The sequence below is a fragment of the Stenotrophomonas mori genome, assembly GCF_023556335.1.
GTDB lineage: Bacteria > Pseudomonadota > Gammaproteobacteria > Xanthomonadales > Xanthomonadaceae > Stenotrophomonas > Stenotrophomonas mori.
Window position 1 is genome coordinate 812,309 of record NZ_JAIKTS010000001.1, and the last position, 12,711, is coordinate 825,019.

The 12,711-nt window shown below is 70.9% G+C and carries 12 protein-coding genes; 9 read left to right on the forward strand and 3 right to left on the reverse strand.

Features of this window, described 5'->3' with window-relative positions:
- Nucleotides 1-136 precede the first annotated feature (136 nt).
- Nucleotides 137-2,035, reverse strand: a complete 1,899-nt coding sequence (gene htpG, locus K5L01_RS03590) for a molecular chaperone HtpG (protein WP_250062014.1) — start codon at nt 2,033-2,035, stop codon at nt 137-139.
- 148 nt (nt 2,036-2,183) lie between these two features.
- Here htpG and rsmD point away from each other — a divergent pair, with 148 nt between their 5' ends.
- The 5 genes from rsmD to ggt all read left to right on the forward strand — a co-directional run bounded on the left by rsmD (nt 2,184) and on the right by ggt (nt 6,019).
- On the forward strand, nt 2,184-2,825 hold the full coding sequence (rsmD, locus tag K5L01_RS03595) for a 16S rRNA (guanine(966)-N(2))-methyltransferase RsmD (RefSeq protein ID WP_250062016.1): 642 nt from the start codon (nt 2,184-2,186) through the stop codon (nt 2,823-2,825).
- Complete coding sequence (gene coaD / locus K5L01_RS03600) at nt 2,822-3,328, forward strand: pantetheine-phosphate adenylyltransferase (RefSeq protein WP_250062017.1); 507 nt, start codon at nt 2,822-2,824, stop codon at nt 3,326-3,328. Before rsmD ends, coaD begins: the two co-directional genes overlap by 4 nt.
- Nucleotides 3,329-3,371: 43 nt before the next feature.
- On the forward strand, nt 3,372-3,863 hold the full coding sequence (locus tag K5L01_RS03605; RefSeq protein WP_250062018.1) for a hypothetical protein: 492 nt from the start codon (nt 3,372-3,374) through the stop codon (nt 3,861-3,863).
- A 132-nt stretch (nt 3,864-3,995) separates the two neighbouring features.
- The gene (locus K5L01_RS03610) at nt 3,996-4,280 is read left to right on the forward strand and encodes a YfhL family 4Fe-4S dicluster ferredoxin (protein WP_250062019.1); all 285 of its coding nucleotides are present in this window, start codon (nt 3,996-3,998) and stop codon (nt 4,278-4,280) included.
- Nucleotides 4,277-6,019 (forward strand): gamma-glutamyltransferase, encoded by a 1,743-nt coding sequence (gene ggt / locus K5L01_RS03615; RefSeq protein WP_250062020.1) that lies wholly within the window; start codon nt 4,277-4,279, stop codon nt 6,017-6,019. Before K5L01_RS03610 ends, ggt begins: the two co-directional genes overlap by 4 nt.
- 84 nt (nt 6,020-6,103) lie before the next feature.
- Here the strand turns inward: ggt and pdxR are convergent, their stop codons facing one another.
- Entirely contained in the window at nt 6,104-7,576 is a 1,473-nt protein-coding gene (gene pdxR / locus K5L01_RS03620) for a MocR-like pyridoxine biosynthesis transcription factor PdxR (RefSeq protein ID WP_250062021.1), read from the reverse strand.
- Between the two features lie 107 nt (nt 7,577-7,683).
- Between pdxR and K5L01_RS03625 the strand changes: the two genes are divergently transcribed.
- From K5L01_RS03625 to K5L01_RS03640, 4 genes are all read left to right on the forward strand, one after another.
- Entirely contained in the window at nt 7,684-8,931 is a 1,248-nt protein-coding gene (locus K5L01_RS03625; RefSeq protein ID WP_250062022.1) for a benzoate/H(+) symporter BenE family transporter, read from the forward strand.
- The gene (locus K5L01_RS03630; RefSeq protein WP_250062023.1) at nt 8,928-9,722 is read left to right on the forward strand and encodes a YggS family pyridoxal phosphate-dependent enzyme; all 795 of its coding nucleotides are present in this window, start codon (nt 8,928-8,930) and stop codon (nt 9,720-9,722) included. The genes K5L01_RS03625 and K5L01_RS03630 overlap by 4 nt, the downstream gene beginning before the upstream one ends.
- 68 nt (nt 9,723-9,790) lie before the next feature.
- Nucleotides 9,791-11,056: a serine hydroxymethyltransferase gene (gene glyA / locus K5L01_RS03635; protein ID WP_250062025.1), complete on the forward strand. Its 1,266-nt coding sequence runs from the start codon at nt 9,791-9,793 to the stop codon at nt 11,054-11,056.
- 107 nt (nt 11,057-11,163) lie between these two features.
- Complete coding sequence (locus tag K5L01_RS03640) at nt 11,164-12,054, forward strand: MBL fold metallo-hydrolase (RefSeq protein WP_250062027.1); 891 nt, start codon at nt 11,164-11,166, stop codon at nt 12,052-12,054.
- 14 nt (nt 12,055-12,068) lie between these two features.
- On the opposite strand, the gene upp is transcribed toward K5L01_RS03640, so the two are convergent.
- Entirely contained in the window at nt 12,069-12,701 is a 633-nt protein-coding gene (gene upp / locus K5L01_RS03645; RefSeq protein ID WP_250062029.1) for a uracil phosphoribosyltransferase, read from the reverse strand.
- Nucleotides 12,702-12,711 lie beyond the last annotated feature (10 nt).

The following is a 12,711-nucleotide window of genomic DNA, read 5'->3' on the forward strand; positions in this document are numbered from 1 at the left end:
CATGCTACCACCGGCACCGTCGCCGCCCGCCGTGCAAGGGCGGGCCGGCGCGCGGCGCGCCCGGGGGCGGCCTGCGAGGGAAGGCGGGCCCCGGGGCCCCGGACGCGGTCCACCACGCCCGGGGTCCGGGCGCGGCTCAGGCGGACAGTTCCAGCAGCAGCTTGTTGAGCCGCCGCACGTAGGCCGCCGGGTCCTTCAGGCCGTCGCCGGCCGCCAGTGCGGCCTGGTCGAACAGCACGCGGGCCAGGTCGTTGAAACGGTCCATGTCGGGCTCGGCATCGAGCTTCTCGATCAGCGGGTGGCCGGGGTTGAACTCGAACACCGGCTTGGCCTCGGGCACCTTCTGGCCGCTGGCCTCCAGGATCTGGCGCATCTGCAGGCCCAGGTCCTGCTCGCCGATGGCCAGGATCGCCGGCGAGTCGGTCAGGCGGTGCGAGACCCGCACCTCGTCGACGTCCTCGCCCAGCGCGGTCTTGATGCGCGCGGCCAGTCCTTCCTTGGCCTTGGCGGTCTCTTCCTGCGCCTGCTTCTCTTCCTCCGAGTCCAGCGTGCCCAGGTCCAGGTCGCCACGGGCCACGTCCACGAACGACTTGCCGTCGAACTCGTGCAGGTAGTTCATCAGCCACTCGTCGATGCGGTCGGTCATCAGCAGCACTTCGATGCCCTTCTTGCGGAACACCTCCAGGTGCGGGCTGTCCTTGACCTGCAGGTGGCTCTCGCCGGTGAGGTAGTAGATCTTGTCCTGGCCCTCGACCATGCGGCCGACATAGTCGGCCAGCGCCACGTCCTGCTCGCCGCCGCCGCCGTGGGTGGAGGCGAAGCGCAGCAGGCCGGCGATCTTCTCGCGGTTGTTGAAGTCTTCGGCCGGGCCTTCCTTGAGCACCTGGCCGAACGCCTGCCAGAAGCGCTGGTAGTCCTCCGGCGTGTCCCTGGCCAGCTTTTCCAGCATGTCCAGCGACCGCTTGGTCAGCGCCGACTTCATCGAGTCGATCACCGGGCCGGACTGCAGGATCTCGCGCGAGACGTTCAGCGGCAGGTCGCTGGAATCGACCACGCCCTTGATGAAGCGCAGGTACAGCGGCAGGAACTGTTCGGCCTGGTCCATGATGAAGACGCGCTGCACATACAGCTTCAGGCCCTTGGCGGCGTCGCGGTGGTACAGGTCGAACGGCGCGCGGCCGGGGGTGTACAGCAGCGAGGTGTAGTCCAGCTTGCCTTCGACCCGGTTGTGGCTCCAGGCCAGCGGGTCGGCGACGTCGTGGGCGATGTGCTTGTAGAACTCGCGGTACTCCTCATCGCCGACCTCCGACTTGGCGCGGGTCCACAGCGCGCTGGCCTTGTTGACCGCCTCCCACTCGGGCGCCCCGGGCTGCTCCTCGCCCTGTTCTTGCTTCTTCAGCTCGATCGGCAGGCCGATGTGGTCGGAATACTTCTTCACCAGGCCGCGCAGGGTCCAGCCGTCGGTGAAGCCTTCCTCGCCTTCCTTGAGGTGCAGCACGATGCGGGTACCTCGCTCGGGCTTGTCGAGGGTTGCGACCTCGAACTCGCCTTCGCCGCGCGAGGACCAGTGCACGCCCTCGCTGGCCGGCAGGCCGGCGCGGCGGCTGTACACGTCGACCTGGTCGGCGACGATGAAGGCCGAATAGAACCCCACGCCGAACTGGCCGATCAGGTTGGCGTCCTTCTTCTGGTCCCCGGACAGGTTCTTCAGGAAGTCGGCGGTGCCGGACTTGGCGATGGTGCCCAGGTGGGCGACGGCTTCGTCGCGGCTCAGGCCGATGCCGTTGTCGTCGATGGTCAGCGTGCGCGCGGCCGGGTCGGCCTCGATGCGGATCCGCAGGGCGCCGTCGCCTTCCAGCAGGTCCGGGCGGGTCAGGGCCTCGAAGCGCAGCTTGTCGGCGGCGTCGGCGGCATTGGAGACCAGCTCGCGCAGGAAGATCTCCTTGTTCGAGTACAGCGAGTGGATCATCAGGTGCAGCAGCTGCTTCACCTCGGTCTGGAAACCGCGGGTTTCCTTGTGGCTGTCGGCGGTCATCGTCTGGTTCGCTCCGTGGTTGCCGGCGCCGCGCAAAGCGGCCGATGGCCCAACGGGTATGGGCCCGGACGCGGATTTCAAGGCCATGGCGGTCCCGGCGGCGGAGGGCGCGGCTTATCATGCGGGGTCCTCGTCCCCGGTTTCCCCCATGTCCCGTCCCCCGCGACCGCCCATGCCGTCGACCCGTCCCACCGCCGGCGGGGACGGGCAGGTGCGCATCATCGGCGGGCGCTGGCGCAACACCCGGCTGCCGGTGCCGCGGCTGGACGGCCTGCGCCCGACCGGCGACCGGGTACGCGAAACCCTGTTCAACTGGCTGATGCCGGTGCTGCCCGGCGCGCGGGTGCTGGACCTGTTCGCCGGCAGCGGCGCGCTGGGGCTGGAGGCGGTATCGCGCGGCGCGTCCACGGCCCAACTGGTCGAGCGCGATCCGGCACGGGCCGCGGCGCTGGGCGAGGTGGTGGCGCGGCTCCAGGCCGGCGCGCAGGTGCAGGTCGCGGCGGACGACGCGCTGCACTGGCTGGAACGCGCGCCGGCGTTCGGCGCCGACATCGTGTTCATCGACCCGCCGTTCGCCGCGGGGCTGTGGACCCAGGCGCTGCAGCGCCTGCCGCGGCACCTGGCCGACGACGCCTGGCTGTACCTGGAGGTGGCGGCCGGCGGATTGCCGTTCGCGCTCCCGGGCTGGAGCCCGCACCGCCAGGGCACCACCCGCGAGGTCGGCTATGCCCTGTACCGGCGTGCCGCTGCTACACTCGGCAACGACCTGAACGCGACTCCGTCCGCATGACTTCCTCCAGCCCCCGCATCGCCGTCTATCCGGGCACGTTCGACCCGATCACCAACGGTCACATCGACCTGGTGCACCGGGCCGCGCCGCTGTTCGAGAAGATCGTGGTGGGCGTGGCGCAGAGCCCCTCCAAGGGGCCGACCCTGCCGCTGGAACTGCGCGTGGAACTGGCGCGCGAGGCATTGGCCCGGCATGCCAACGTCGAGGTCGTCGGCTTCGACACGCTGCTGGCGCACTTCGTGCGCTCGGTGCATGGCGGGGTGCTGCTGCGTGGCCTGCGCGCGGTGTCCGATTTCGAATACGAATTCCAGATGGCGAGCATGAACCGCCACCTGATCCCGGAGGTCGAGACCCTGTTCCTGACCCCGTCCGAACAGCACAGCTTCATTTCCTCCTCGCTGGTGCGCGAAATCGCCCGGCTCGGGGGCGACGTGTCCGGTTTCGTACCGGCCACGGTGCTGGAAGCGCTGCGCAAGGCCCGCCAGTCCCGCGCGGGCGCCTGACCCATCCCAACAGCTGCAACGAACCCATAGAGGGAGACGATCCATGAAGAACACGATGCGCGTGATGCTGGCCGCTTCGATGGTGCTGGGCTTCACCGCCTGCAACAAGCAGGAGGCCGCTCCGGTCGCCGAAGCGCAGCAGGCGCTGGTCGCCCCGGCCAAGGACGACGACGCCGGCTGGCGCAAGTACCTGCAGGCGGTGGCCGTGCAGAACATGGGCAACATCAGCAACAACCCGTTCCTGTACTACCTGCCGCCGGAGTCGGACGAAGAGTTCGACGCCAAGTACGAGCGCCAGGCCGAAGCCGCCACCGGCGCCATCGGCCGCGGCGTGTCGCCGGGCAACATGCTGGCCTTCGGCTCGTCGGCCTCGGGCCGGATGGCCGACCTGATCGAGGGCGCCTTCAAGAACGTGGAGGCCGACTCGATGAAGGGCGTGCGCGTGGTCTACATCGGCGATGCCGGGGACAACGCGCGCGTGCAGAGCATCGTGCAGCCCACCGGCGCGGACTACGTCTTCGTCGAAGCCAAGTGACCCGTGCCTGGCCGGGGCAGCGCGCAGGACGCGCGCTCCGGCACTGCCGGCCCCGCTGAGGGGCCCGCCCGGGGCCAACGGCGCAGCGCGCCCGCGGCCCCGCACCGGCAGGTGCGGGCATGGAGCCGTCCCATGTCCCTCAAGATCAACGAACTTTGCGTCAACTGCGACGTCTGCGAACCGGCCTGCCCGAACCAGGCGATCGCGATGGGTGAGACGATCTACGTGATCGACCCGGCGCGCTGTACCGAATGCGTCGGCCATTTCGACGAGCCGCAATGCGTGGTGGTGTGCCCGGTCGAATGCATCGACCCGGACCCGGACATCCCCGAGAGCCACGACCAGTTGCTGGCCAAGCTTCACGCGCTGCAGCGCGACCACCCCGAACTGTACGAACCGGAGACCCCCACGGCATGAAACAATTCGCGCGTTCCCTCCTTCTGTATGCGCTGGTGCTGGCACCGGCCGCGTGGGCGGCCGATCCGCCGCAGGCGCTGGCCGCGCACCCCGACGGCGCGGCGATCGCCAGCGGCCATGATCTGGCGACCAAGGCGGGCATGGAGATCCTGGACAAGGGCGGCAACGCGTTCGATGCCGCGGTGGCGGTGTCCTCCACGCTGGCCGTGGTCGAGCCGATCAGCTCCGGCCTGGGCGGCGGCGGGCTGTTCCTGCTGCACGACGCCCGGACCGGCAAGGACGTGATGCTGGACGCGCGCGAGACCTCGCCGGCCTCGGCCACGCCCGAGCGCTTCCTGGACAAGGACGGCGAACTGGACCGCGACCGCTCGGTCAACGGCCCGTGGTCGGCGGGCATCCCGGGGCTGCCGGCGATGCTGGTGCAGGTCGCCGGCGAGCACGGCCGCCTGCCGCTGTCCGAATCGCTGGCACCGGCGATCCGCATCGCCACCGACGGTTTCCCGGTCTATCCGCGCATGGCCCGCGGCTACGCCTCGCGGCGCGAGGTGATGGAGCGCTATCCCGGCACCCGCGAGGTGTACATGCGCAATGGCCGCCCGATCGCCGAAGGCGACATCTTCAAGCAGCCCGAGCTGGCGCACACCCTGCAGCTGCTGGCCGACAAGGGCTTCGACGGCTTCTACCGCGGCGAGACCGCCAAGAAGCTGCTGGCCGGCGTGAAGCGCGAGGGCGGCCGGTGGACCGCCGACGAGCTGGCCGGCTACACCGTCAAGAGCCGCGAGCCGATCGTGTTCGACTACCGGGGCTGGAAGATCACCACCGCGCCGCCGCCGTCCTCCGGCGGCATCGCCCTGGCGGCGATGCTGCAGGTGCTGGAAGGCTGGGACCTGGCCGAGCTGGACGACGCCCACCGCACCCACGTGGTGGTCGAGGCGATGCGCCGCGCCTACCGCGACCGCACCTTCTTCCTCGGCGATCCGGACTTCGTGCAGATCCCGCAGCGGGTGCTGACCAGCCGCGACTACGCCCAGGGCCTGCGTTCGACCATCCATCCGGAGAAGGCCACCCCGAGCGACCTGCTGTCGGGCAACCCGACGCCGCTGGAGGACGACGAGACCACGCACTTCTCGATCATCGACAACGAAGGCAACCGCGTCGGTGGCACGCAGACGGTGAACCTGCTGTACGGCTCGGGCTTCATCCCGGCCGGCACCGGCGTGCTGCTCAACAACGAGATGGATGACTTCGCGCTCAAGCCCGGCACCCCGAACGCCTTCGGCGTGATGGGCTACGAGGCCAACGCGCCCAAGCCGGGCAAGCGCATGCTCAGCTCGATGACCCCGACCTTCATGGAGAAGGACGACCAGGTCGTGGTGATCGGTACCCCGGGGGGCAGCCGCATCATCACCATGGTGCTGCTGGGCATCCTCGGCTACGACGCCGGCCTGGACGCGCAGCAGGTCGCGGCCCTGCCGCGCTACCACCACCAGTGGCTCCCGGACGAGATCTCCGCCGAAAGCGGCGCGTTCACCCCGGAGGTCGCGCGTCAGCTGCAGGCGATGGGCCACAAGGTCGACCTGCCCGGCGACAGTGCCGAGGGCGGGCGCGGTTCCAGCCACGTCTGGGGCAACCTGCAGACGGTGGAATGGAACCGCCGCAGCAACACCCTCAGCGGCGGTACCGACCCGCGCAACCCGGAGGGCAGTGCCGAGGTGCGCAAGGTGGGCAAGGGCGACTGAGCGCGCACCTCCCGCCTTCCACGGCCGCACCTTCCAGACCCCCGCCGGCATGGCGGGGGTCTGTCGTTCCGGGCCCCGACGCGTTCAGCGCCGCAGTGCCCGCAGGACCCCGGCCAGCCCGTGGACCGCACGTTCCAGCTCGTCCGGGGCATGCGCCGCGAACCCCATCAGGAAGCCGGGGGCCTGCGCGGGCCCGGCATGCAGGTCGCCCAGGCCCAGCAGGTCGATGCCGGCGCGCCGGGCCGCGTCCACGGCCCGCGCCTCGGGAAGGTCGGCCACCAGCAGGCAGGGCATCTGCATGCCCCCTGCGGGCACCTGCGGGCGCAGGCAGTCGCCGAGATGGTCGTCGACGAGCCGTGCCAGCAGGTCGCGGCGTTCGCCGTAGAGCGTGCGCATGGCGCGGACATGGGCGCCGAAATGGCCGCCCTCGATGAAGCGCGCCAGCGTCAGCTGCGGGATCGGCGCGCTGTGCCCGTCCAGCAGCGTGCGGGCCATCGTCATCGGCGCCACCAGCGCCGGGGGCAGCACCATGTAGCCGATCCGCAGGCCGGGAAACAGCGACTTGGTGAAGGTGCCGATGTAGATCGTGCGCTCGTGCGGGTCCAGGCCCTGCACGCAGGCGGTGGGCTTGCCGGCGTAATGGAACTCGCTGTCGTAGTCGTCCTCGATGATCCAGGCGTCGTGGCGCCGTGCCCACTCGACGATGGCCAGGCGGCGTTCCAGCGACAGCGTCGCGCCGGTCGGGAACTGGTGCGAGGGGGTCAGGAACACCGCGCGTGCCGCCGGCGTGGCCGCCTGCAACCGGTCCACGCGCAGGCCGTCGGCGTCCACCGCGATGGGCACGCTCTCCAGTCCGGCGGCATCGAAGGCGCGGCGTGCGCCGTGGTAGGCGGGGTCTTCGATGAAGATCCGTTCGCCCGGGTCGAGCAGCACGGTGGCGCACAGCGCCAGCGCCTGTTGTGAACTGGTGAGCACCAGCACGCGCTCGGGCGTGGCGTGGGCGCCGCGTTCCAGGTTGACGTAGTCGGCGATGGCCTGGCGCAGGGCGGCCATGCCCTGTGCCGGGCTGTGCAGCAGGGCGCGGCTGCCATGCTCCTTGAGCACCTGGCGCTGCAGCCGTTCCCAGGTCTGCAGCGGGAAGTTGCGGGTCTCCGGCAGCCCCGGAGCGAAGGCGCGCGGCGCGATGAAGTCGCGCACGCCGCCGGCGTTGAACAGGGCATTGCCACGCCGGCTCAGGGCCGGCGCGTTCCGTGGCGCCGCCCGGCGCGTTCCGCGGCGCGGCTGCACCTGCCCGGACACGAAGCTGCCGCTGCCCACGCGGCGTTCGATGAAGCCTTCCGCATGCAGCTGGCCGTAGGCCATCTCCACGGTGTCGCGGGACACCGCCAGCGAGCGGGCGAGGGCACGCGAGGCCGGCAGCGGCTGGCCGGCCGCGATCGCGCCGTCGAGGATCAGCTGGCGGAGGGCGCGCTGGATGCGGGCGTGCAGCGGCAGCGCGGCGCGCGCAGGGTCGCCGATCCAGGCCTTTACCGATTCGAGTTGGGCATGACGGAACAAATGGAGGGGTCTTCCTGCGTCAAGTGGAGGGGTAAATCAGTCCATTTGCCGGCTATAAAACAGCCTTCCGATCGCCCCCGTCAATCGCCAGGAGCCTGCGTCCGTCCATGTTGTCCCCGCCCCCCGCCGCCGCACTCCGCCTGCGCGACCTGCCGCCGCCGATCGTCGCCGGGCTGGTCTCGGTCCTCGTCAACTACGGCGGGACCTTCATCCTGGTCTTCCAGGCCGCGAAGGTGGCCGGGCTGGGGCCGGAGCTGACCGCGTCGTGGGTGTGGTCGATCTCCGTCGGGGTGGGCATCACCGGGCTGCTGCTGAGCTGGCGGTTCCGCGAGCCGATCATCACCGCCTGGTCCACGCCGGCCGCGGCCTTCCTCGTCACCGCGCTGGCGACCACGCCGTGGCCCGAAGCGGTGGGCGCATTCCTGCTGTCGGCCGCCGGGTTCGCGCTGCTCGGCCTTTCGGGCGGCTTCGAGCGGCTGGTCCGGCGGGTGCCGCCGGGGGTGGCTGCCGGCCTGCTGGCCGGGATCCTGCTGCCGTTCGGGATCCGGGCCTTCGCCGGGCTGGCGCTGGACCCGCTGCTGGCGGCCACGCTGATCCTGAGCTACCTGGTGTTCAAGCGCTACACCGCGCGCTACGCGGTGGTCGGCCTGCTGGCGGTGGGCCTGGGGCTGCTGTTGCTGCAGGGGCGGGTGGACCTGTCCGTGCTGGAGCCGCGCCTGGCCACGCCGGTGTTCACCGCGCCGGCATTCAGCCTGAACGCGATGCTGGGCGTGGCGCTGCCGCTGTTCCTGATCACCCTGACCGGGCAGTACATGCCCGGCATGCTGGTCCTGCGCAATGACGGCTTCCGCACCAGCGCCAATCCGATCGTCGCCACCACCGGGCTCGGCTCGCTGCTGATGGCACCGTTCGGGGCGCACGGCTTCAACCTCGCCGCGATCACCGCGGCGATCTGCACCGGGCGCGAGGCGCACGAGGACCCCGGCAAGCGCTGGATCGCGGGCATCGCCGCCGGCGTGGCCTATCTGCTCGTCGGTGTGTTCGGCGTGACCCTGGCCGCGCTGTTCATGGCCTTGCCGGCGGGCTTCATCGCGACCCTGGCCGGCCTGGCGCTGCTGGGCACCCTCGGCGCCAGCCTGGCCGCGGCGACCGCCGACGCGGCGGGCCGCGAGGTGGCGCTGATCACCTTCCTGGCCGCTGCCGCCAACATCACCCTGCTCGGTATCGGCGGCGCCTTCTGGGGGCTGCTGATCGGGCTGCTGGCGCATGCGCTGCTCAATGGCCGCCTGCCGGGCCGGGTGAAACGGCGGGCCCCCACCGCACGCAAGCCGGCGACCCCGGCGGAGGCACCATGACCACGACCACCCGTACCGCCCACGACCGCCACGGCCGTTATCCGCAGGCCGCCAGCGTGGAGGATTTCCGCCACAACCTGGCCACGGTGCACGCGCGCATCGCCGCCGCCTGCCGGCGTGCCGGCCGCGACCCGGCCGGCGTGCGCCTGCTGCCGGTGAGCAAGACCAAGCCCGAGGCCAGCCTGCGCCTCGCGCACGCCGCCGGTTGCCGGCTGCTCGGCGAGAACAAGGTGCAGGAAGCGCACCACAAGTGGGAAGCGATGCAGGACCTGGACGACCTGCAGTGGTCGGTGATCGGCCACCTGCAGACCAACAAGGCCAAGCTGGTGGCGCGCTTCGCCAGCGAGTTCCAGGCGCTGGACAGCCTGCGCCTGGCCGAGACCCTGGACCGCCGCCTGCAGCTGGAAGGGCGCAGCCTGGACGTGTTCGTGCAGGTCAACACCTCCGAAGAAGACAGCAAGTACGGCCTGGCGCCGGCCGACGTGCCGGCCTTCGTGCGCGAGCTGCCGCGCTTCGGCGCGCTGCGCGTGCGCGGGCTGATGACGCTGGCGCTGTTCTCCGAGGACGCCGAGCGGGTGCGCGCCTGCTTCGTGCGCCTGCGCGGGCTGCGCGACCGGCTACGCCAGGAGGCGCCGGACGGCATCGGCCTGGAGGACCTGTCGATGGGCATGTCCGGCGACTTCGAGATCGCCATCGAGGAGGGCGCCACGGTGGTCCGCGTCGGCCAGGCCATCTTCGGCGCCCGCGACCTTCCCGACAGCCACTACTGGCCCGGCATGGGCGCGCCCTGAGCGCGCCGTGCCGCCCGCCACGCGCCATGCGGCGCCCCGTTTCCCCTCTCGTACCAGGACTGTTCTCCATGCATGACGCCCCACCGCCCCTTGCCGGCTTCGATCCCGAACTGGCCGCTGCGATCCGTGCCGAAGAAGACCGCCAGGAAGACCATGTCGAACTGATCGCCTCCGAGAACTACGCCAGCCGCCAGGTGCGCGCGGTGCAGGAGTCGGTGTTCACCAACAAGTACGCCGAGGGCTATCCCGGCCGCCGCTACTACAGCGGCTGCGACAACGTCGATGTCGCCGAGCGGCTGGCGATCGAACGCGCCCGGCAGCTGTTCGGTTGCGACTACGCCAATGTCCAGCCGCATGCGGGCGCCCAGGCCAACGCCGCGGTGTTCCTGGCCCTGGCCGAGCCCGGCGATACGGTGATGGGCATGAACCTGGCCCAGGGCGGCCATCTCACCCATGGCAACCCGGCCAACTTCTCCGGCCGCCACTATCGCATCGTGCCCTACGGGCTGGATCCGGCGACCGGCCTGATCGACTACGAGGCGATGGAGCGCATCGCGCTGGAGACGCGCCCGAAGCTGCTGATCGGCGGCTTCTCGGCCTATTCGCGGCACAAGGACTGGGCACGCATGCGCGCCATCGCCGACAAGGCCGGCGCGCTGTTCTGGGTGGACATGGCGCACGTGGCCGGGCTGGTCGCCGCCGGCGAGTACCCCGATCCGCTGCCGCATGCGCATGTGGTCACCAGCACCACCCACAAGACCCTGCGCGGCCCGCGCGGCGGCCTGATCCTGGCCAAGGGACAGAGTGCGGAGTTCTGCCGCAGGCTCGATGCCGCGGTGTTCCCCGGTGTCCAGGGCGGTCCGCTGATGCACGTGATCGCGGCCAAGGCGGTGGCCTTCAAGGAGGCCCTGCAGCCGGACTTCCGCAGCTACCAGCGGCAGGTGCTGGCCAATGCCCGGGCGATGGCCACGCTGATCCAGCGGCGCGGCTACCGGATCGTCTCCGGCGGCACCGACAACCACCTCATGCTCATCGACCTGTCCGACCGCGCCTATACCGGCAAGGACGCCGATGCCGCCTTGAGCGATGCCGGCATCACCACCAACAAGAACAGCGTTCCCGGCGATCCGCGTTCGCCGTTCGTGACCTCGGGCGTGCGCCTGGGCACGCCGGCGGTGACTACGCGCGGTTTCGGCGTGGTCGAGTGCGGGCAGTTGGCCGGGTGGGTATGCGACGTGCTCGACGCGCTGGGCGAGGGCCGCCACGCGCCGGTCGCAGCCCGGGTCCGCGAGCAGGTGGTGGCGCTGTGCCGGCGGCATCCGGTCTACCGCTGATCCCGGTCGGCGCCGCGGCCGGAACGCCGCGTGCGTGCGGCCGCCGGCGCCCCCGCATGCCGTGCCGGCTTTCGAATATTTAACGCGGCGGCGGTAGAATTTTTCACATGAAACTTTGGTCGATCCGTGGCAACAGCCAGAAGCTGGACGGGGGCGCGATGTTCGGCAATGCGCCCAAGGCCGTATGGGAACGCTGGGCGCCGGCCGACGAGGCCAACCGCATCGAACTGGCCTGCCGGGCGCTGCTGGCCAGCCCGCTCGGCGGCAAGACGGTGCTGTTCGAGACCGGCATCGGCGCCTTCTTCGAGCCGCGGCTGCGCGAGCGCTACGGCGTGCAGGAACCGCGGCATGTGCTGATCGATTCCCTGCGCGAGGCCGGCTTCGAGCACGAGGACATCGACGTGGTGGTGCTCAGCCACCTGCACTTCGACCATGCCGGCGGCCTGCTGGCGCCGTTCTCGGAGGGCCGGCCGCCGGAGCTGCTGTTCCCGAACGCGACCTTCGTGGTGGGCGCCACGCACTGGGAGCGCGCGCGCCATCCGCACCCGCGCGACCGGGCCAGCTTCATCGCCGAACTGCCGGGCCTGCTGGAGGACAGCGGCCGGCTGGAGGTCGTGTCCGGGGCGTACTCGCAGGTGTTGGGGGAGTCGGTGCGCTTCAGCTTCAGCGACGGGCATACCCCGGGACTGATGCTGGCCGAGATCCTCGGCCCCGAGTGCGACGAGGGCCCGCGGCGGGGCGGCGTGGTGTTCTGCGCCGACCTGATCCCCGGCCGTTCGTGGGTGCACGTGCCGATCACCATGGGCTACGACCGCAACGCGGAACTGCTGATCGACGAGAAGCTCGCCTTCCTGGAGGACAAGCTGGCACGCGACGTGCAGCTGTTCTTCACCCACGACCCGGACTGCGCGATGGCGCGGGTGGTGCGCGACCCCAGGGGCCGCTTCGCCACCGCCGGCGAACTGCCCGAACTCAAGGCCAGCCGTCTGGTCGGTTGAGTCCCTGCCGCGGCTTACGGCATCCGGGTCCCGAAGATGCGGTCGCCGGCATCGCCCAGGCCCGGCAGGATGTAGGCCTTGTCGTCGAGGCGCTCGTCGATGGCCGCGGTGTACAGCTGTACGTCCGGATGCGCGGCCTCGAGCGCGCGCAGGCCCTCCGGCGCGGCCACCAGGAAGATGCCCTTGATGCGCCGTGCGCCGGCGCGCTTGAGCATGTCGATGGTCGCGATCAGGGTGCCGCCGGTGGCCAGCATCGGATCCAGGATCAGGGCATCGCGCTCTTCCAGGCGGCCGGTCAGGCGCTCGAAGTAGGGCACCGGCTGCAGGGTCTGTTCGTCGCGCTGCAGGCCGACCACGCTCACCCGCGCGGCCGGGATCAGCGACAGCACGCCGTTGAGCATGCCCAGGCCGGCGCGCAGGATCGGCACCACGGTGATCTTGGCGCCGGCGATGCGCCGCACCGCCACCGGCCCGGCCCAGCCGGCCACCGTGCTGGATTCGGTCTCCAGGTCGGCGGTGGCCTCGTAGGCGAGCAGGGTGCCCAGCTCGTCGGTCAGCTCGCGGAAGTCCTTGGTGCTGAGCGCGGCCTGCCGCATCAGGCCGATCTTGTGCTGGACGAGGGGATGGCGGACTTCGACGACGGGCATGGCGCGGCTC